Annotated in this window: 16 protein-coding genes; 6 read left to right on the top strand and 10 right to left on the bottom strand. The window is 43.5% G+C overall.

Translation table 11 applies throughout. The annotated features are described in order from the left end of the window. The 5 genes from LT679_RS03075 to LT679_RS03055 form a co-directional block, all read right to left on the bottom strand. Entirely contained in the window at positions 1–1482 is a 1482-nt protein-coding gene (locus LT679_RS03075; protein WP_232175478.1) for a Y-family DNA polymerase, read from the bottom strand. 18 nt (positions 1483–1500) lie between these two features. Continuing rightward, positions 1501–2223, bottom strand: coding sequence for an ImuA family protein (locus tag LT679_RS03070; RefSeq protein WP_232175477.1), 723 nt, complete (start codon positions 2221–2223; stop codon positions 1501–1503). 110 nt (positions 2224–2333) lie between these two features. Beyond that, positions 2334–3053, bottom strand: coding sequence for a helix-turn-helix domain-containing protein (locus LT679_RS03065; protein WP_232175476.1), 720 nt, complete (start codon positions 3051–3053; stop codon positions 2334–2336). Positions 3054–3139: 86 nt separating this feature from the next. Next, positions 3140–3286: a DUF2256 domain-containing protein gene (locus tag LT679_RS03060; RefSeq protein ID WP_232175475.1), complete on the bottom strand. Its 147-nt coding sequence runs from the start codon at positions 3284–3286 to the stop codon at positions 3140–3142. A gap of 107 nt (positions 3287–3393) precedes the next feature. After that, a complete protein-coding gene (locus tag LT679_RS03055; protein ID WP_232175474.1) occupies positions 3394–4590 on the bottom strand; it encodes a GTP-binding protein in 1197 nt (398 codons plus the stop codon). A 134-nt stretch (positions 4591–4724) separates the two neighbouring features. Between LT679_RS03055 and LT679_RS03050 the strand changes: the two genes are divergently transcribed. The 4 genes from LT679_RS03050 (at position 4725) to LT679_RS03035 (ending at position 9000) form a co-directional block, all read left to right on the top strand. Then, on the top strand, positions 4725–5150 hold the full coding sequence (locus LT679_RS03050) for a Fur family transcriptional regulator (protein ID WP_232175473.1): 426 nt from the start codon (positions 4725–4727) through the stop codon (positions 5148–5150). A 72-nt stretch (positions 5151–5222) separates the two neighbouring features. Then, entirely contained in the window at positions 5223–7328 is a 2106-nt protein-coding gene (locus LT679_RS03045) for an FUSC family membrane protein (protein ID WP_232175471.1), read from the top strand. A gap of 32 nt (positions 7329–7360) precedes the next feature. Then, positions 7361–8212: a helix-turn-helix domain-containing protein gene (locus LT679_RS03040; protein WP_232175470.1), complete on the top strand. Its 852-nt coding sequence runs from the start codon at positions 7361–7363 to the stop codon at positions 8210–8212. A gap of 77 nt (positions 8213–8289) precedes the next feature. Next, the gene (locus LT679_RS03035; RefSeq protein WP_232175468.1) at positions 8290–9000 is read left to right on the top strand and encodes an SIP domain-containing protein; all 711 of its coding nucleotides are present in this window, start codon (positions 8290–8292) and stop codon (positions 8998–9000) included. Positions 9001–9294: 294 nt separating this feature from the next. Here LT679_RS03035 and LT679_RS03030 read toward each other — a convergent pair whose 3' ends face one another. Together LT679_RS03030 and clpB are read right to left on the bottom strand one after the other, a co-directional pair. Continuing rightward, on the bottom strand, positions 9295–10020 hold the full coding sequence (locus tag LT679_RS03030) for an RluA family pseudouridine synthase (RefSeq protein ID WP_232175467.1): 726 nt from the start codon (positions 10018–10020) through the stop codon (positions 9295–9297). A gap of 149 nt (positions 10021–10169) precedes the next feature. Continuing rightward, positions 10170–12782: an ATP-dependent chaperone ClpB gene (gene clpB / locus LT679_RS03025; RefSeq protein WP_232175464.1), complete on the bottom strand. Its 2613-nt coding sequence runs from the start codon at positions 12780–12782 to the stop codon at positions 10170–10172. Positions 12783–12983: 201 nt separating this feature from the next. Here clpB and LT679_RS03020 point away from each other — a divergent pair, with 201 nt between their 5' ends. Next, entirely contained in the window at positions 12984–14330 is a 1347-nt protein-coding gene (locus LT679_RS03020) for a sensor histidine kinase (protein ID WP_232175462.1), read from the top strand. Here the strand turns inward: LT679_RS03020 and LT679_RS03015 are convergent. Together LT679_RS03015 and LT679_RS03010 are read right to left on the bottom strand one after the other, a co-directional pair. Beyond that, on the bottom strand, positions 14311–15738 hold the full coding sequence (locus LT679_RS03015; protein WP_232175460.1) for an ATP-dependent DNA helicase: 1428 nt from the start codon (positions 15736–15738) through the stop codon (positions 14311–14313). The genes LT679_RS03020 and LT679_RS03015 overlap by 20 nt on opposite strands. Before the next feature lie 66 nt (positions 15739–15804). Next, positions 15805–17433 carry an ABC-F family ATP-binding cassette domain-containing protein gene (locus LT679_RS03010; protein ID WP_232175459.1) on the bottom strand — a complete coding sequence of 543 codons (1629 nt, stop codon included), beginning with the start codon at positions 17431–17433 and terminating at the stop codon, positions 15805–15807. Between the two features lie 191 nt (positions 17434–17624). On the opposite strand from LT679_RS03010, the gene LT679_RS03005 reads away from it, so the two are divergent. After that, positions 17625–19511: a PAS domain-containing sensor histidine kinase gene (locus tag LT679_RS03005; RefSeq protein WP_232175458.1), complete on the top strand. Its 1887-nt coding sequence runs from the start codon at positions 17625–17627 to the stop codon at positions 19509–19511. 342 nt (positions 19512–19853) lie between these two features. On the opposite strand, the gene LT679_RS03000 is transcribed toward LT679_RS03005, so the two are convergent. Further along, positions 19854–20249, bottom strand: coding sequence for an SRPBCC family protein (locus LT679_RS03000; protein WP_232175457.1), 396 nt, complete (start codon positions 20247–20249; stop codon positions 19854–19856). Positions 20250–20257: the final 8 nt, after the last annotated feature.

Genomic DNA, 20257 nt, shown 5'->3' with positions numbered 1-20257 from the left:
TTAAGCAAAATAACCATGCAGATACCAGCGGGCATCATTACCATCGTAATGGCCCGAACGAAATAACCAATACCGCTGCCCCTCAGTATCTTCAACCATATAATAATCGCGGTGCTCGCCTTTATCCTGCCACCACTCGCGCCCTATGCGTTCAGGCCCGTCAGCCCGAGCTACAGTGTGGCGTTTATTTTTAAAGGTGAATACTTTTGGGGGATGATCAGGCACCAGCGCCATTACCTCTATCTGTTCAGGAATAGGCAGCAAACGTATCGGCCTTGGTAATTGGGGCCATTGCGTTTCGGGCTGCTCCTGTAACGAGCCGGCAACTTTTAACGAGCGCTCGGGCCAGTGATGTTCGGCAGGCAGGTACCGTTTAATGGCATCTGCACCTATTTTACCGGCAATCTTATCCAGCAGTTCGGCCAGGTTGGCATCCGCCAGCCCTTTAGCTTCAGCCCACAGCGCTTCCTGAGGTGCTTCCATATCTTCAAACCGGAGTACCTCTAAAACAAACAGCTCAATGCCTAAGGCCGGTTCAATTTTGGCAACCTGCAATTTAAACAGGCGCATTAAGTGTGATACGCTGTGTGATGCACGGGTTGTGCTTACCGAAACCTGCACCTTGCGCCCATCAATGCGATGGCATTTGAGCATTGCCTTACGTATACCTTTGCCATCACCCTGCAAGCGTACGCATGTTCTTTCGAGCAGCGTATTGATAGCTATTTCAATACCCGGGGCAGTCCGTACCGGCTCCATACAAGGCAGCCATTCCATATAATTTACCGGCAGGCTGATGGGTTCCCAATATTCATCAGCAGTGCCTAGTGCCTGGCCAAGCCTTGTTAACAGGTTTTGCCCGAAACGCCTGCGTAATGCTTGCGGGGATATGGTAAGCAGCGGGGCTATGGTGTTGAAACCTAATTTTTTTAAAAGATTGTTAACTTCGGGCTCAAGCCTTAACGCCGCGGGGGGCAGTATGGCTAAAGCTTGAGCCTGACCGCCAAAAGGCACAATAGGATTTTTTTTTGCGAAACGTGCAACAGCCCATGCCGCGGCAGGAGTATCGGCAATGGCAGCGCGGGCATTAAAACCACCGGAGCGCAGCCTGTTTACCAATTCTTTCAGATAACCGCGTTCACCGCCCCATAAATGCGCACAGCCTGAAATATCCAAAATTAATCCGTTGGGTAAATTAAGGGAAACTATGGGCGTGTACCTGATACAGCCTATACCTATCAGCCGGAGTAATTTGGCAGCCGTGCCGGGTACATCATCCAAAACAACCAGGTCAACGGTGGCTGCCCTTGCATCGGCTACTGCCATACCTACAAAAGCTCCCTCGCGTTCAGCAACCGGGCTTGAAGCGGTTATAACCATACGGTTTTTTTGCGGCGCGGCAATCACCAACGCCTGCTCCTTAAACTCAGGCCGGCGGCGGATAAGGCCATCGGTAAGCAAATACCTAAACCATATTGCCATATAACGCTTTTGCATAAACTACCCCACTTGTCTTTCCTCATCAAATAAAATTTCAGTAACCTGCTCAAACATGCCCTCATGCCATTGCATCACCCAACTACCCGTTTGCCCGTTACGCACTTTAAGCAAATCAACCTGCCAGCAAAAATGGCCAACGCCGGGCAAGCCATTTATGGGCAAGCTGGGCAGCGGTTTAATTTGCCACCGGGCCGCACAGGCCGTTGCGGTTAGTTTACCTGTAGCATTGCGCAACACAAAACCTGTAACGCGGCTATGCTCAACAGCGCGCTGTAAACGTTGCGATTGTTTAAAATCCATATCCTTCAGTTCGCAAACAACAGCGGTTAACCCGCTGCATTTTAGCGCTTCTTCCATCACCCATAACGCATCAGCATCTTTTTTAAGATCAATAAACACTATTTGATGAGGGGCTACGCCAAAAGTTGCCAACGCCGGTGCAAATACACGCCCTGCACGGTATATCCAAACGCAAACACCACCCTGTTTTAGCAATAAGGAGATTAAGCCTGCCAAAAAACCGCCGGATGCTGCAGCCTGCTCTGTACTGGCACAAACCACTTCGTGCACGCTGCTTTTTGGGAAAACCTTGTTTGGGAAGGCCTGCTCCACATTGCCTATACCAAGCGGCTCAAACCTGCCACTCGAGGGCGGCTTGTAACCCTCCCACCGCAGAATTTGCTGCCGGAGTTCTTTAATGATATGTTGATCTTGGAGGGACATGATAATTTACCCTACAAATTAATGCTAATTTTTTTAGCAAATCAACTATTGTGGATAAATTTTTCACTTTCTTACAGAATAGAGATTCTAAGAATATAGAACAAAAAGCTTCAGCTATTTGATAAAATTTGAGTAAGAAGCACTTGCATACGCTCCATAATTACTTGGTTACGCGTAGCCGAAACACCACTTTCCAACTGTGCGGCAAGTATGCGTAGTTCGGTAAAGCTATCCTGAACGGTTAAGCCTTGTGAAAGCACAGCCATACCCGGTGCAACAACCTGCGGAAGAACAAGGTAGCATTCAACGCCATCATTTTCTACCTGGTAGCAACTCACCCTCACATTTTTTATTGTGCCATCTCGGTTCCAGTGCCTTACGGGTTGCTCATAAGTTTTGTCGCCTTTAAGGTCTTTTAAATTAACATATAACCTTTCCCTATCCTCATGCGGACGGATATCGGCAATAGTCATTTTCATAAAGTCGGCCCTGGCAAAGCCATAGTTATATATGGCGGCGTCATTTACATCCATGAAGTTAAGCGTAGCAGGTTCAAATATCCACATTGGCCTATCGCTTGAATAAAACAGCTTACTAAAGTCGGCAGGTATTTGCTTTTTTCCGCTTAATAGTTGCGTTGGCGAAATTTTAAGTACCGAGCAAAGAGATAGTAAACGGTCAACATTGAGTGTACTGTAACCCTTTTCAATATCACTGTAGGTGTTTTGGCTGATATCAAGTTTGCCAGCCAGGTAGCTTTGCGTATATCCTAACTCTGTGCGGCGTTCGCGTATAGTTTTTATTATTTGGTTTGCAATATGTAGTTTCATATTTCGTGAGCCAATTTAACAATCAACCCGTCATTTTGATCGCATAAACAAAGTTTTTGTAATCATGATATAACATATTGAAATGTTTACCGGGCATCTTTATTACGCCTGCACTTTTCTGAACAATACTTTACATCATCCCAAACAGCGGCCCATTTTTTACGCCAGGTAAATGGCCGGTTACATGTAATGCAAATTTTTTGAGGCAGATGTTGCTTTTTAACCCCTTGCATAAGTTATAATCATCATTTAACCTAAACCGCTGACAAACCGATAGGTTTTTTACCAATAGCAAAGCCGCTTATTACTAAGCGGCCTGCAATTAAACAACACAAAAAATTTATAAAATGTTATCAAACGGATCGGGAAATAACTCGCCGCGCTGGTAGGAGTTCATTTCATCATTATTGATCAGGCAGCTTTCTAACTGTACTGTAACTTCTGCTTTGTTGATGTTTTGACCGATAAACACCAGCTCATTCATCCTGTCGCCAAATTGAGTTGACCAGTTGGCTTCTATCTCTTTTTGCCGTTCCACAAAATCGGGATAGGTAATGCGTTCGCGATAAGGTATGGCTGCCCACCATGTTCCGGCAACATCAACCCTAAGCGAACCACCGGCCTGCGAAAAGTTTATGGCCTGATGCAGGCGGGATGCCAGCCAGAACAAGCCTTTAGCCCTGATGATATTGTTAGGATATTCATTATTCAGGTACTTCCATAAACGCCCCGGATGGAAGGGTTTTGATGAGCGGAACACTATTGAGCTGATACCATACTCTTCGGTTTCGGGTGTGTGGTTACCCTCGAGTTCCTTTATCCAACCGGCTCCCTGCGAGGCTGTATCAAAATCAAAAAGGCCAGTGTTTAAAACATCATTTACATCAATCTTCCCAAACTCGCTTTGTATGAGTCGTGCCTGTGGGTTTAGCTTTTGTATAAATGCTTTTAACAACCCTAAATCATCCGGTAAAATCAGGTCGGTTTTATTTAGTATGATAACATTGGCAAATTCAATCTGCTCTGTAAGCAGGTTTACTATAGTACGCTGGTCGGTATCGTTATCAGTTAAAGCTCTGTCAGCTAATTTTTCACTGCTCACATAATCATTAAAAAAGTTAAAGCAGTCAACCACGGTAACCATAGTGTCAAGGGTACTGAAACGGCTCAGATCAATATCATTGTCTGCATAGGTAAATGTTTGTGCCACAGGTATAGGTTCAGATATACCCGTACTCTCAATCAGCAAATAATCAAAGCGCTCCTCTTTTGCCAGGCGTTCAACCTCTATCATTAAATCCTCGCGCAGTGTACAGCAAATGCAGCCATTGCTCATTTCTACAAGTTTTTCGTGGGTGCGCGAAAGTGTTTGTTCATTGGCTACCAGTTTCGCATCAATATTTATCTCGCTCATATCATTCACAATAACCGCAACACGCATTCCCTGCTTGTTATGTAAAATATGGTTGAGTAATGTTGTTTTTCCGGCTCCTAAAAATCCGCTGAGTACGGTTACGGGTAGTTTTCGCTTATTCATTTTTTAATATTATGAGCACAAATCTAAAACAAAATAATACAAATGCAACATTATTGCATTTGTATTATTACCTTATTAAACACTTACTTTAAGCAGACACTATTAATAGTATCTTTGTGATTGCAGTTACATACATGGAAAAGGATTTCGCGCATTTACTTCAAAAAAATCAACTTAAAATTACCGGGCCGAGGCTTGGCGTATTGCAGGTTATCGCGCAAAGCGATGCGGCGATCACTCAACCCGCGCTTGAAAAAATTATGGGTGCAGATGTAGACCGTGTTACCCTGTACCGGATTTTGAAGACCTTTGAGGAAAAAGGCATTTTGCACAAGGTAATTGACCTGAATGGCACCGCAAACTACGCTATCTGCTCGCCCAAGTGCACGGTACATGAACACCACGACGAGCATTTCCATTTTAATTGTATAAACTGCAAAAAAGTTTATTGCCTGGATGACACACCGCTGCAATCCATTAAAATACCTAAAGGTTTTATTGCAAAAGATATAAACCTGTTGATTAGTGGCTTGTGCGATAAATGCAACCCGCCGGAATAACCGAAGGCGGCATTGCCACAAACCACAGGCATTTAATTGCGTTATAGTATCTTTGCGCTTAGTTCAAGCTGGATGAACCCACTTTTTTTACTACAGAAATTAATCCGTTTTACACGGTCTGAATACTTTACTGATGCATTGCGCATCACCATAAGCGTTGTTTTGCCTGTGCTTGTTTTAAACAGGCTTGGCTTTACCCACGCGGCTACCATAGTGGGCTTAGGCGCCCTTAATGTTGGGCTTACCGAAACGGCAGGCACTGCCGCTGATAAACGCATCAGCTTATTAATCAGCATACCGCTCTCCTTCATTGTATCATTCATGGTAGCCTACAGTTGGCCAAACTTTATGCTGTTTACCGTGGTGTTTGCCGTTATAGTTTTTATATGCTCCATGCTTACCGTATATGGTGTGCGTTTTAGTGTTTTAGGTATATCGCTTATTGGGCTGGCTATTTTTACCTGGGGCTTAAAGCCTGTTGACAGTTTATCGTTCGCGCTGTATATTATGGGCGGCGCCGTATGGTATTACGCCGTAAACTATTTATACATTACCCTTTGGCCATTACGCTCATTAAAGCATGCCATTGCCGAATGCCTTGCTGCTACAGCAGAGTTTTTAGAAGCCAAGGCACCTTTTTATGATGTTAATGTTCCGTTAGATATAAGCTACAGAAAGCTGCTGGCCTTACATGTGCGTATCAATGATAAGCAAGAACTGGTGCGCAACCTCTTAATCAGGGACGAAAAGGCCATGCAGGCGAGCAACAGCAAGGGCCAGGAACTGCTAAAAATAACAGAGTGTGCCATTGACCTGTACGACCAGATAACGGCCATCCATTACGATTATGAATTTGTACGTGAAAATTTCAGAATAAACGGCGTACTTGAGCTGGTTAAAAACGTGATCAAACTGCAATCGCATGAATTATATGCGGTTGGCGATGCATTGCAAACTAACAAACGGGCGGTAACCAAAACCAATTACCGTACTAACCTGCAACTTTATTTAGACAGGCTTCAATATATTACCGACCGCGAAGATGATAAGCATGTGCCCATGCTTATCAAACTAAAACATAATATTGAACGTATTGATGATTACATAAACGAGATTAAAACAGGCCTGTTTAAAGAGAACGTAGACATTGAATATGCCCACTTTGTTAGCGTTCAGGATTTAAGCTTTGCCAGTATAACGAAGAACCTTAATCTTGAATCGCCGGTTTTCCGGTTCGCTTTACGGTTCACTACATCGAGTATATTTGGCCTGGTGGTTTCGCACCTGCTTAATTGGGGTGAATACAATTATTGGGTATTGCTGACAATTCTGGTTATTATGCGGCCATCATTCTACATCACCCAAAAACGTAACAAACAGCGGTTATTGGGCAGCCTTGCCGGTATTGTTATTGGCTTTTCTATATTATTACTGGTTAAACAGCAAGATGTTCTGGGCACCATCGCCGTCATATTTCTGGTTGGTTTTTTAACTTTTTTGCGCACGCAATACCTTGTGGCTGTAGTATTTATATCCGCCATGATTGTTATCTATCTTAATATTTATACCGGGGGCAACGGCACCATTGTTATTGAGCGTATTTATGACACCCTGCTGGGCTGCCTCATAGCCTTTGCAGGAGCTTACCTGTTTCCGGTTTGGGAGAATAAACGGCTGGGTTTTTATATTAAGCAGGTATTGCAGGCTAACATTAACTACCTTGAAAAACTGATTGATGCTACCCGTAATGTCCCTTTAGATGTAACATCCTACAAGCTGGCCCGGAAGAGTGTATATACCAGCCTGGCCGGATTAGCGAATGCCTTTGCAGGCATGCAAGGCGAGCCGGGCTACCGTAAAGAGCAAGGTGCGGGCGTACACCGGTTCCAGATACTCAATATGAAGCTGAGCTCGATGATCACATCGCTTTTTTCTGTTTTTAGGTTGCCTGATACCACTATAAACATTGACGCACAGGTGAAACAAATACAGGCAAGTATAACATTACTTCAGCATAAATTGCAAAGAGAGGCGGATTTGTTAAATTGGCCGTTTACACAACATGCTGATACTGTACAAAAACAGCATCATAATATGAGTGATGATCAGGACGGCGGGGCGCTTTTATTACAGCTTGCTCAAGAGATCGATCAATGTAACGTACCGGATTTAAAGTAAACAGAATCCGTTTAGAGAACATATACCTTAAAATGAAGCACATTCCTATACATAAGCTTAAGGACAAAACTAAGGCAGGTATGGAAATAGGTTGCACTTATGAAAAGGGCACTGCTGAGCACGTTAAACAATTGGGCGTGCATCGCGACGATCACTATGTATTCTTTTTAATTGAAAAAGGAAGTGGTTCTTTAACGGTTGATTTTAGTGAGGTAAATATATCCGGTCCTGCATTATATTATATTTTACCGGGCCAGGTTCATCATGTATTAGCGGCAGAAAACATAAATGGATGGTTTATAGCGGCAGATACCATGCTTGTTCCGGCACATTATCGCGAGGTATTTGAGAACCGGATAGCCGTACAACAACCTTACGCGTTATCAGATGAGCAACACCAGCAATTGCTGATTACGGCCAAATTGCTGCATCAACATTTTAACAGCGATACGGAGCAGCCTTTTTATGTGCAATTGCTCCACTCCTTACTAAACAGCTTTATAGGCCTGACAGCTGCCGGATATTGCAAGGGCAGCGAAGCCGCCGAAACAGCTACCCGCCCCTACCAAATTACGCAGCAATTTAAAAAGCTGCTAAAGCAAAATTTTGTAAAATACAAAAGCCCGTCGTGGTATGCAGGGCAATTGATGATCAGCGAATCATACCTTAATGAAGCATTGAAAAAAACAAGCGGCTCATCAGTAACTTACTGGATAAATAACGAAGTTTTGCTTGAGGCACGCCGGCTATTATATTTCAGTGAGCTGAACGTTAAAGAAATTGCCCATGCAGTAGGTTACGAAGACCACACTTATTTTTCCCGGATTTTTAAAATCAATGTAGGTAAAACACCTCTCGCTTTTAGGAAAAATTACCGCAAATAGTCCAACACTTACCCACCATTGTCTATTTTCTGCAGATAAATCCTGTCGTTATTTTGTAAGCACTAAACATTTACAAAATGAGCGCATTACTATTATCACGCATAAAAAAGAAAGCTACCCAAATATTAGAGAACCAATTTTTAAAAACAGGTTATGTGCTTGAAAGCCGGTTGTGGGGCACCGACGATATTATTGAAATTGATATACACCTGCCATCAGCCAATATGGAGTGGAATGAGGTACAGCATATTAAATGTAAAGTTGCAGAATTTACCTATCGCGATTATACACCATCTGCCTGGGATGCTGAAACGCAAACCTGTACGCTTTACATCGACGTAAATCACAAAGGGCCGGGCGCAACATGGGCTAAACAATTAAAACAGGGCGATGAAATAGAGTATTTAGGCATCGGAACAACGAAGCATAACCCTGTAAATACCTCGGCTATAATTTGCCTTGGCGATGAAAGCGCTATAGGCCATCTATTGGCGTTACAACAGCTAACACAACCTGCCACCCGTTTTTCGGGCGCGGTGGTAATGAGTGATAGTGCCAACCGTAATCTGTTTAACGAATATTTTAAAACGCCGCTGCAACCTGTTGAGCGCGGCGATAATTTCGGCCATCATTCGCTTATTAAGTGGCTGCTGCAGCAATCAGAAAACCTGGAAAATACGATATTTTACCTGGCCGGAAATTCAACCATGGTGGCGCAACTGCGCAAAACTTTACGGGGCCAGGGTTATGGCTCAGGCCAGATTAAAGCACATGGGTTTTGGCAGTAAGCCTCTGTACGTGCTTTTTATGAGAATAAAGAGTTTAATTATTTATGTCATTTCGACAAGGTACGAGGAGAAATCTGTCGCTTTACCATTAAACGCGTGCAGATTTCTCGCTATCGCTCGAAATGACAGAGTTAAAAAAAAAGAAAAAGCACAAACCGTGAATTACCTGTCCTACCGGCATCAGTAATGCCCGGAATAGCACAGCCTTAGCCAAAGCAGAAACTTTCACCGGGCAGGACGTAGCCGGCGACTTTTGCTTCTTTTGTTCGCACAAAAGAAGTTAAGGACAGGTAATCAACTATCAAACTTATCCAACAACTTCAACAGCGTTTCAAAGTCTTTAGGATATGGAGCATGAATGGTTATATCTTCACCATTCATCAATTTGAAAGTCACCTCATAAGCGTGCAGGGCAAAGCGCTTCATGATAGGCTGCTCTTCCTGATCTTTACCTAAATGGTATTTACGTTTTAGCTTAGATAAAAACACCGGCTGACCTTTATACATATCATCCCCTGCTATCGAGGCGCGTTGCGTGGCCAAATGTATACGGATTTGGTGCATACGGCCGGTTACCGGGCGGCATTCTACCAGTGTGTAATGCTTATAGTATTTTAATGAATTGAACCAGGTCTCGGCGGCTTTACCCTCTTGCCTGCTGATGGTTACACTGCCTTTGCCTACGTTTAGTATCGGCAGATCAATTTGTAAATCTTCAAATACATGCGTGCCATCAATAACCGCGTGGTAAACCTTTTTCACCTTACGGCGCTCAAACTGCATGGACACCCAACGGTATGCCTCGGGATGTTTGGCAAATATTAAAGCTCCGGATGTTTCCTTATCTAAACGGTGGCATATTTGCGCATCGTCACTGTAAGCTTTGGCCAGGCGCAGCATACTGATCTCACTGCTACCCTCTCCCCGCTCATCAAGCGAACTGATAAAAGGCGGCTTGTTTACCACAATCACATCGTCGTTTTCAAAAAGTATCTGGTCGGCAAACTTGGGTATTTTCATAACAAGCTGCAAAAGTAAGGTTTTAAATGTAAAAGAGCCGCCCGTAAGCAGCTCTTTTACTATATGATGGAGTTATTATGTTTGTTTGATTATAAGCACGGCAAACGGTTTAATGCGTTAACATTATTTAACATCTGCCGGGCAAACCATTATCCGTCAACCTCGTCGGCTTGTTTGGTATTTAAAAACACAAACTGGTTATCAAACATATCCAGCTTAATGGTGCTGTCTTTATCCACTTTACCTGCGAGTATTTGTTTAGATAACTCGTTCAGTATTTTTTTCTGAATTACCCGTTTAAGCGGACGTGCACCAAACTGCGGATCGTAACCCAATTGTGCCAGCCAATCAAGCGCCTCGTCTGACGCTTCGATGTTAATGCTCATTTCGGCGAGTGTTTGCTGTACCTGCCTGAATTGCAGTTTAACAATATCAGCTATCTCATCGCGGTTAAGCGGGGTAAACATGATGATCTCGTCAATCCGGTTTAAAAACTCCGGCCTTATAGTTACACGCAGCAATTCAAACAGCTGGTTCTTGGTTTTGGCGATGATCTCCTCGCGGTCATCATCCAGGTTAGTAAAGTTTTCCTGGATAATATTTGAACCGATGTTCGAGGTCATGATGATAATAGTATTCTTAAAGTTTACCACACGGCCTTTGTTGTCCGTTAAACGGCCATCATCCAACACCTGCAACAATATATTAAATACATCCGGGTGCGCTTTCTCTATCTCATCCAGCAATACTACGCTGTATGGTTTGCGGCGTACGGCTTCCGTTAACTGTCCGCCTTCATCATAACCCACGTAGCCCGGAGGCGCTCCTATTAAGCGTGATACCGCGTGGCGTTCCTGGTATTCGCTCATATCAATACGTACCAGGGCACTTTCATCGTTGAACAGGAACTCAGCCAATGCTTTAGCCAATTCTGTTTTACCAACGCCTGTAGTACCTAAAAAGATGAACGACCCGATTGGCTTACGTTTATCCTGCAAACCGGCACGGCTGCGGCGTATAGCATCGCTGATAGCCTCAATAGCTTCTTCCTGACCGGCTACACGTTTGTGTAGTTCCTCTTCCAGATGCAACAGTTTTTCACGTTCGCTCTGTATCATCTTTGAAACAGGGATGCCTGTCCAGCGGGAAACTACACCGGCAATATCATCGGCGGTAACTTCTTCTTTCAGCATACGGCTGTCCACCTGTTGTTTTTGAAGTTCAATCTTCAGTTTTTCAACTTCATCTTGTGTTTCACGGATACGGCCGTAACGTAACTCTGCTACCTTACCGTAATCACCGGCACGCTCGGCCTGGTCGGCTTCCAGCTTAAAGTTTTCTATCTGTTCAACCTTTTGGTTAATGCTGTCTACCAAATCTTTCTCGCTTTGCCATTTAGCGCGGATGGAATCACGGTCGGCACTCAAGTTGGCAATCTCTTCGCTCAGCTCGGCTACCTTTTTTTCATCTTTTTCGCGTTTGATGGCCTCACGCTCGATCTCTAACTGCATAATGCGGCGCTCAAGTTCATCAACCGCTTCCGGTACCGAATCCATTTCGAGGCGCAGTTTACTCGCGGCCTCATCCATCAGGTCGATAGCTTTATCCGGCAAAAACCTGTCGGATATATAACGTTGCGACATTTCAACAGCGGCAATAATCGCCTCGTCCTTAATGTGCACTTTGTGGTGCTGCTCATAACGCTCCTTTAATCCACGAAGAATGGAGATCGCGTCCTGCGGATCGGGTTCATCTACATTAACCTTTTGAAAACGGCGTTCAAGAGCTTTATCCTTCTCCACATATTTCTGGTACTCATTAAGCGTAGTAGCACCAATGGCCATCAATTCGCCACGGGCAAGGGCCGGTTTCAGAATGTTGGCCGCGTCCATAGCGCCCTCGCCGCCGCCAGCTCCAACCAAAGTGTGTATCTCATCAATAAACAGGATGATCTCACCATCGCTTTGTACCACCTCTTTTACTACAGCTTTAAGGCGTTCCTCAAACTCACCTTTGTATTTAGCGCCTGCTACGAGCGCGCCCATATCTAATGAGTAAACAGTTTTGGTCTTCAAACTTTCGGGTACGTCGCCTTTTATAATACGGAAAGCGATACCCTCGGCAATGGCGGTTTTACCTACCCCTGGTTCGCCTACCAGTACCGGATTGTTTTTAGTACGGCGCGATAGTATCTGTATCACACGGCGTATCTCTTCATCCCTGCCTATTACCGGGTCAAGCTTGCCCGACTCGGCATACTCATTCAGGTTGCGGGCGTATTTGTTAAGCGCGTTATAGGTAGCTTCGGCATTTTGATCAGTAACCTTATTATCGCCACGAAGCGCGACGATAGCCTTTTTAAGATCCTTTTCGTTTACGCCGGCATCCTTTAGCGCGCCCGAAGTTTTATCATTAGATGCCAGGATACCGAGCAAAATATGCTCAACCGACACAAAATCGTCCTTAAACTCCTTCAGGTATCCCTGGGCTTTTTGCAAAGCGCTGTTAGCATCTGATGATAAATATATATTGCTGCCGCTCACCTTCGGGAACGAAGCTATTTGCTGATCCAGCACATCGCCAAGCCTGTTAAGGTTAACGTTAAGCTTTTTTAATAAATAACTGATAACGTTTTCATCAACCAGCAGTAATGCTTTCAGCAGGTGCGCATTCTCAATAGCCTGCTGCTGATTACCGGTGGCAATCTCCGAAGCCTTTTGTACAGCTTCCTGAGCTTTTATGGTAAAGTTGTTAAAATTCATAGCGGTAAGTGTTATTCAAATAGTTTACCAATACCCAAAAGCTGAAAAAATGTCGGCTTAATTCAATCAAAACCGCCTTTTTGTCTTTTGCAAAGGGTATTTTTAATAATAACATCAGTCAATAATTCAGGTTTTGTGATATTGCTTGCTGTGCAATATTTTTGTTACATTTGGGGTGCTGACCAAATTATACATTACGCTTTGGATGTTGATATAGCCGGCACGGTAACCGTTAAAAGCCGTGCACAGTTCCGGAACTATTATATGCTGCAGAATTTGAAGAGTATCAAAAAACTCTGCCTAATATTTTTTGCATTAAATGTAATCTTCCGTGTGTTTATTACTGCATTTCCAACCAGCCTTACACGAATCCAAAACTTTCCGGAATTTAATGTAAGCAACTGGATACACATTTTTGCTGCGCCGTTATTTTATTTGAGCGTTACGGCCTTACACAAACAGGCACGGGTTTTACGTAAGGCTACAACTCAAATGTCGGTCTTCACGGTCATCTTTGCCTTATACATCATCCTGAGCGGGATGGCTTCCAGCTTTATCGTTACTTATATACCCAGCGATAACCTGATCATGTTTATGATCGCGCTGACGGTTATAAGCATCATCTGCGTGTTTGAATATGGGCAAACCATGTTTATTACTTTGGTTACAGGCTCAGTGTTTACCCTGTTGATAACCGCACTATCACACAGCCCTACCGAAATATTATATAATGAACTGATATGTTGCATTTTGCTGCTCGGCTTCTTTTTAATGTCGCGGTATAATTTTAATTACAAGGCCAACCACTTTTTACAGTTGGTAGAGATCAATAAGCAAAACCGGGAAATTGCGCAGGCCAGCAACTTTAAAACAGAGGTGTTGGGAATGGTGGCGCATGACCTGCGCAACCCCATTGCGGCAATCGAATCGGTAGCGATGCTGATGGAGATGGATGCCGTTGATAACGACACGCTGGAAAACATCCACATGGTAAAGCAATCGTGCCGGAAAGCCAGATCGATCATCAACGATTTATTGGAAAGCGCCCGTAATGATACGGATACAGAATTTACTGTTAAAAGTACAGAGATGAACGGCTTCCTGAAAAATCTTACCGATCTATGGAATCAAACGCCTAACATTCCTAATCATATAGTTTTTAAAGGATCGCCTCAACAGGCCTTTGCAGATATAAACCCTGAAAAGTTTCAGCGAGTGATAGATAACCTGGTAAGCAATGCCGCAAAATTTTCAAAGGATAGCGATGCAATTGAAATAGCATTATCCGCCGATTCAGCCGCGTTAAAGATTGAAGTTATTGATCATGGCGTTGGCATACCCGATGCTATATTGCCCAATATTTTTGATCGGTTTTCAAAAGCAGGGCGCAGCGGTTTACGGGGTGAACACTCTACTGGGCTTGGCTTGAGTATAGTAAAGCAAATAGTTGAGCGGCATATCGGTAAAATTGAAGTTAAAAGTATAGTAGGCCAGGGTTCTACATTTACCATTCACTTACCCAAAAGCGCTAATCAGCCGAGTCATTGATACCGAAGAACTTCTCATTAAAGTTGACCAAGTAAAGCTCATCCGTGGCGCGGGTGCAAGCGGTATAAAACCAGCGCAAAAAATCGGTATTTACCATTTCTTCGGTCAAAAATCCCTGGTCAACAAAAACAGCCGGCCATTGCCCGCCTTGTGCTTTATGGCAAGTAATGGCATAAGCGAATTTTATTTGTAAAGCGTTATAGTAAGGGTTAAGCTTCAACTCCTCGTGCTGCGCACGCTTGCCGTGAATGTGCACGTAATCTTTCATTACCTCGGTATAAAACCGTTTTTGATCGGCAGGTAACAGTGCCGGCGCTTCTGAATAAAGGGTATCCAGCAAAACCTTACATTCAATTATAGGGTCTTCAGCGTAATCAATAAACTCCAACTGCACATTAGCAAACCTGAATCCATACAACTCTTCAATATTGCGGACTTTACGAACACGCGCGATATCGCCGTTGGCAATAAAGCCCGTACTACCCTCTTCCTGGTCCTTAAGCCAAAAGTAATTGTTCTTTACCACCATTACCTGGTCTCCGCCGGTAAGTTCCTCTTCGCGCCAAAGGATGCGGCCACGGATCTGTCGGTTGTATAAGTTAGCGTTTTTGTTTGACCGGCAGATAATCAAGGTGCTGTCGTCGCCATATTTACTATAGGCATAGTTGAGGCCATCCTCAAGCCTGTCGCTACCCATCCGGAACACGTCCTTGTACCCTTTTGTGGTAATGCGTGGCATGCGTGTATCCTCTAAACGTATTTGGTTGCGTACATTGGTTACGTTATACAATATGCCGGAGTTTTTTTGCTGCCGCAACACATCTGTAAGCTCGTAGCTGAATATGGCAAGGCCAAAACGGTCTTTCATCAAAGGTATATCCAACGCCGGACTATCAGCTGAGCCAACCGGCGGCAGCTGCGCTGTATCACCAACCAGCATCAGCTTACAATTATTGGTATTGTAAACATAATTAACCAGATCATACAATAACGACCGGTAGTTGTTGCCGCCCGCTTCGTCGGAAATCATGGATGCCTCATCCACAATAAATATGGTATTGCTGGCCATATTTTCACCAAGGCTAAAACCTTCATCAACATTTAATGCTGATTTTTTTCGGTATATGCGCTTGTGGATAGTGTAAGCCTTACGGCCTGAGTAACCAGTGATCACCTTAGCTGCCCTGCCCGTGGGCGCAAGTAACACATACTTGTAATTGTAGCTTCGCAATGCTTTTACTAAAGCTCCCACAATAGTGGTTTTACCTGTGCCGGCGTAACCTTTTAAAATAAAGCACTCATCACCATCATCGCTTAGCAAAAAGCGATGCAATACACCAAACAGCTCATTCTGCTGTTCGGTAGGCTCAAACGGAAAGGCCTTTTGTATGTTTTGGATTGACGACACGCAACAAATATAAAAAACCCTGCACAGGCTTGCCGGCAGGGTTTTAAACCTATATATATATTTTAATTATACAGCGGCGTATAGCTCTTCACGCTGTTTTTTAACCGCCTCGCTGTTAATATATTCATCATAGCTCATCAGCTTATCAATAGTACCTGCCGGCGTAATTTCAATAATACGGTTGGCTACAGTTTCAACCAGTTCATGATCTCGCGAGGTGAACAATACAGTTCCCCTAAAATCTTTCATACCGTTGTTTAACGCGGTGATTGATTCCAGGTCAAGGTGATTAGTTGGCTCGTCAAACAGTAAAACATTGGCCTGCTGCAACATCATACGGCTAAACATGCAACGCATTTTTTCGCCACCCGATAACACACTGCATTTTTTTAGTACCTCTTCGCCGCTGAACAGCATACGGCCAAGGAAACCGCGGATAAACTGGTCATCTTTTTCGCCTGGAGAATACTCACGCAGCCAGTCGATCAGGTTGTCATTCTTACCTTCAAAATATTCAGCGTTCTCAATGGGAATATCAGCAATATTAATGGTAACGCCCCACTTAAAATTACCGTTAAAGTCAGTATCGCGGCCTGTAATTACTTCATAAAAAGCGCTTGTAGCCAAGCTGTTTTGTGATATGATCGCGATCTTATCGCCCTTGTTCACCATAAACGATACGTCCTTGAACAGCACTTCGCCATTAACAGTTTTACCGAGTGTCTCTGTCTGCAAAATCTGGTCACCCGCGTCTCGGCCAAGGTTATTGAATATAATACCCGGATATTTACGGTTTGATGGTTGTATTTCGTCAAGATTAATTTTATCCAACGCCTTTTTACGGCTGGTAGCCTGTTTTGATTTTGAGGCGTTAGCACTAAAGCGACGAATGAATTCCTGTAACTCTTTCACCCGGTCTTCCATCTTTTTATTCTGGTCGGCACGCTGTTTAGCAGCTAATTGGCTTGATTCATACCAGAAAGTGTAGTTACCGGTGTAAATGGTCATCTTGCTGTAATCAATATCTACCACGTGAGTACATACCGAATCAAGGAAGTGCCTGTCGTGCGATACTACCAAAACGGTAGCCTCGTAACCGGCTAAAAAATCTTCTAACCAGCTTACAGTATTAATGTCCAGGTCGTTGGTAGGCTCATCCAGCAATAGTATATCCGGATTACCAAAAAGTGCTTGCGCCAATAACACACGTACTTTTTGTTTACCGTCAAGCTCTTTAACCAGCTTGTAGTGCAAATCCTCTTTAATACCCAGGTTGCTTAACAATGTGGCCGCATTACTTTCAGCGTTCCAGCCGTCCATCTCGGCAAACAGGTTTTCCAGTTCACCGGCACGCTCACCATCGGCATCGCTAAAATCTTCCTTTAGGTAGATGGCATCCTTTTCCTTCATTACGGCATACATCTCCTTATGCCCCATCAATACAGTCTCAATCACCGGAAACTCATCAAACTCGTAGTGATTCTGTTTTAAAACAGCCATACGTTCGCCGGGTGTAAAGCTTACCGAGCCGGTGGTTGGATCAACCTCTTTGGAAAGAATTTTTAAAAATGTTGATTTACCTGCACCATTAGCGCCAATAATACCGTAACAGTTGCCGCGGGTAAATTTAAGGTTAACATCTTCAAACAAGGTACGTTTACCATACCGTAGGGTTAAATTTGATACTGTGATCATGCGTGAGCCTTTATTTGGCGCAAAATTACTGTTTATTAACGCAACAAAAAAACATTACATAAATAGCAAAGTATTATACTTAAAACTGCAATTAGAAATTTGAAAAATCGTTTTATTATAATCATTCAAAACTTTTAAGAATATTATTATTTTACCTGGGTTATTGCAGCCAGTAAATACTATTCGATAAAGTGATATTTTTAGCTATTGCCACCAACCGCACAGAGATGAAGGATGATGTTTACAAAATTGTAGCTGACCATGATTTGGCCGGTTTTTGGGATTTTGATATACCTAATATAAAATGGACCGCAAGCCTTTCATTCAAAAAAATGCTTGGCTATGATGAAAGCGAACATCCACTGCCTGATAGCTGGGAAAAACTTGTGTTTGATGACGATTGGGATATGGTGCGCAGGCATATTAACCAAAGTATAGAAAAAGGCGGTGCAAAACCCTTTAATATAACGCCGCGCTTTTGGCACCGCAATGGCAGCGTACGCTGGATAAACTGCAAGGGCAATGTTGTTGAGCACGACGCAGAAAACCGTCCTACTCGCCTGGTAGGCATAAACGTTGATGTAACCCGGCACGTTCTGGCCGAACAGGAGCTTACCAACAACAAGGATCTGCTAAACAAAACCAACCTAAGTATAAAGCTTGGCGGTTGGGAAATAGATATCGAAAATAATACACTGGCCTGGACACAGGTAACCAAACAACTTTACGGTGCCGATATTGATTATACACCGACCGTAAGTGTGATGTACAACATGTATAAGCCGGGCCGTTGCCAAACACTGATGCACGAGGCGTTCTCAAACATAGTGGAGACAGGCGAATCATTCGATGTGGAGACCATCATGGTAAGCCAGCATGGTAAGGAAGTATGGGTACGCATTATTGCGCATGCTGAATTTGAAGACAGGCAGTGCTCAAAAATATATGGCACTCTTCAGGACATAAGCGAACAGGTGGCCGTGAGGCACAACCTTAAAAACAGCGAAGAAAGGTTTGAAAGTGCTTTTGAAAATTCGCCCACCGGAATGGCGCTGGTATCGCCGGAAGGGAAATGGTTAAAGGTAAATGGCACATTGGCCAATAGTTTAGGGTACACGCCCGAGGAATTCAGTGAGCTTACCTTCCAGGAAATTACGCACCCTGAGGATTTGGATGCTGACCTTGAACTGCTTGAAAAGCTTGTTAAGGACGACATCCCTAAATATGAAATGGAGAAGCGTTATTTCCATAAAAACGGCAACATTGTATGGGCTTTGCTTAGCGTATCCATTGTTCGCGATAGTGACGGCAATCCGCTGCATTTTGTGTCGCACGTATATGATATCACTGAGAAAAAACTACAGCACCGCCGCATACAGGAAACCCTGGATATAGTTGGCGATCAAAATAACAGGTTGCTCAACTTCGCTTATATCGTATCGCACAACCTGCGCACGCACTCCGGTAATTTTCAGTCGCTGATTGAATTAGTGAACGACCCAAATACCAGCAATGAAGAAAAACAGGAATACCTGCAATTGCTGGAAAGCGTATCTAACCAGCTTAACGAAACGATACTTAACCTTAACGATGTAGTATCAATACAGGCTAACCGTCACCTTCAAAAAACACCCGTAAATCTTTATGAGTATGTTCAAAAAACCATTGAAACATTAACACCTGATATAATACGATATGATGTTACCATCGAAAACAATGTAGCTCCGGATGCCAACATCTACTTCCATCCGGCATACCTCGAAAGCATACTGTTAAACTTTTTGACCAATGCTATAAAATACCGCAGTGCTGACCGAAAACCACTTATACAGGTTAATTTGACGAACTGCCAGCATAAAGACTATTTAACCATTACGGACAACGGGATAGGCATCGACATGAGTAAACATGGTAATGATTTATTCGGCATGTACAAAACGTTTCATGGCAATGCCGATGCCCGTGGAATAGGGCTTTTTATAACAAAAAATCAAATTGAGGCCATGGGCGGAAAGATAGAAGTTGAAAGTGCGGTAAACCTTGGCACAACTTTTAAAATATCATTACCTAAAAGTTAACTAAAGTGCAATAAAACCACTCGTTTATTCCGTTAAATACAACAGATTCCCTCTGCAAGTTAAATCTTTTTAAATGTGCGATTTATGACCAAAAATCCACAATTGTTAAAACTAAACGGAATTTTTTATCGTTAATATTATTAAACAACCAATTTAACCGGCGCTTTAAATAACACAGGATTTGACACAAGCTTCGACCCATATTTTGTAAACGAGTTAAAACAAGTTCAACACTTTAGTTATGGTAGCTTTAATTATAGGATTGATAGTTATTAACGTGTTGTTAGTGCTATCACGCAATTCAACCTCTCACAGAGAGATGTATTAATTGCCCGAAACCAATTATACAAACAGTGCTGCCAGCGCAGCCGTTTCGTGGTCGGCTAATTTTTGCAAAGGCCCCGAAGCAAACATTTTCATCATCATATTAAGTTCGGCGGTAATGGTATACTGCACGCTGGCGTAGCCAGCCTCCTGCGCCAACAACCATCTGAAATTAACTTTAAACGGTGGCTCGTCTACCGCGGTGATGCTCACCTCCGAATTTTCAATTCGTTGATCTACAACCAACCTCAAGTTGGCCATATTTTGTATGCTAAAGCTTATTTCATCAGCGGTTGAACGCCAGTCCTGCACATGAGGTGGCATCAACTGCTGATGATTGTTCATGTCGCTTAAAAATGCAAACAGATCGGCCACTGGCCTTTCAATATGTACGATGCTTTCAAAAACGGTCATGGTTAAAA

This window comes from Mucilaginibacter roseus, assembly GCF_021215455.1.
Classification (GTDB): domain Bacteria; phylum Bacteroidota; class Bacteroidia; order Sphingobacteriales; family Sphingobacteriaceae; genus Mucilaginibacter; species Mucilaginibacter roseus.
This window is presented reverse-complemented; position numbering and strand designations above follow the sequence as displayed.

Coding starts and splice junctions, on each gene's coding strand:
- LT679_RS03075 (WP_232175478.1), bottom strand. CDS start 1,482: ATGGCAATATGGTTTAGGTATTTGCTTACCGATGGCCTTATCCGCCGC.
- LT679_RS03070 (WP_232175477.1), bottom strand. CDS start 2,223: ATGTCCCTCCAAGATCAACATATCATTAAAGAACTCCGGCAGCAAATT.
- LT679_RS03065 (WP_232175476.1), bottom strand. CDS start 3,053: ATGAAACTACATATTGCAAACCAAATAATAAAAACTATACGCGAACGC.
- LT679_RS03060 (WP_232175475.1), bottom strand. CDS start 3,286: ATGCAAGGGGTTAAAAAGCAACATCTGCCTCAAAAAATTTGCATTACA.
- LT679_RS03055 (WP_232175474.1), bottom strand. CDS start 4,590: ATGAATAAGCGAAAACTACCCGTAACCGTACTCAGCGGATTTTTAGGA.
- LT679_RS03050 (WP_232175473.1), top strand. CDS start 4,725: ATGGAAAAGGATTTCGCGCATTTACTTCAAAAAAATCAACTTAAAATT.
- LT679_RS03045 (WP_232175471.1), top strand. CDS start 5,223: ATGAACCCACTTTTTTTACTACAGAAATTAATCCGTTTTACACGGTCT.
- LT679_RS03040 (WP_232175470.1), top strand. CDS start 7,361: ATGAAGCACATTCCTATACATAAGCTTAAGGACAAAACTAAGGCAGGT.
- LT679_RS03035 (WP_232175468.1), top strand. CDS start 8,290: ATGAGCGCATTACTATTATCACGCATAAAAAAGAAAGCTACCCAAATA.
- LT679_RS03030 (WP_232175467.1), bottom strand. CDS start 10,020: ATGAAAATACCCAAGTTTGCCGACCAGATACTTTTTGAAAACGACGAT.
- clpB (WP_232175464.1), bottom strand. CDS start 12,782: ATGAATTTTAACAACTTTACCATAAAAGCTCAGGAAGCTGTACAAAAG.
- LT679_RS03010 (WP_232175459.1), bottom strand. CDS start 17,433: ATGATCACAGTATCAAATTTAACCCTACGGTATGGTAAACGTACCTTG.
- LT679_RS03000 (WP_232175457.1), bottom strand. CDS start 20,249: ATGACCGTTTTTGAAAGCATCGTACATATTGAAAGGCCAGTGGCCGAT.